Source organism: Phormidium sp. CCY1219 (assembly GCF_055795085.1).
Genome location: NZ_JAYFEQ010000015.1, coordinates 1 through 211, shown reverse-complemented (window position 1 = coordinate 211; position 211 = coordinate 1). Strand labels below are relative to the sequence as shown.

1 protein-coding gene is annotated in these 211 nt (G+C 52.1%); it reads left to right on the top strand.

From position 1 onward, the window contains the following. Positions 1-211, top strand: a 211-nt coding sequence (locus AC0QH1_RS00255) for a hypothetical protein (RefSeq protein ID WP_324628745.1), incomplete at both ends; no start/stop codon positions are given.

The following is a 211-nucleotide window of genomic DNA, read 5'->3' as shown; positions in this document are numbered from 1 at the left end:
CCTCAGCAGAACCAACCGAAACTGCGGACAATTCTGCAGAAGAAAACCCGGAACGAGTGGTGGCTGAAACCACCGACAATTCCACCTCTGAACCTGTGGAAGCGGTAACAGAAACAGCCGACACCACCGCCAGCGAAGAAACTGCCCAAAATCCCGAAACTTCATCGGTTCAAGAACCCGAATCATCGGAACCCGTCGAAACTGTAGAATC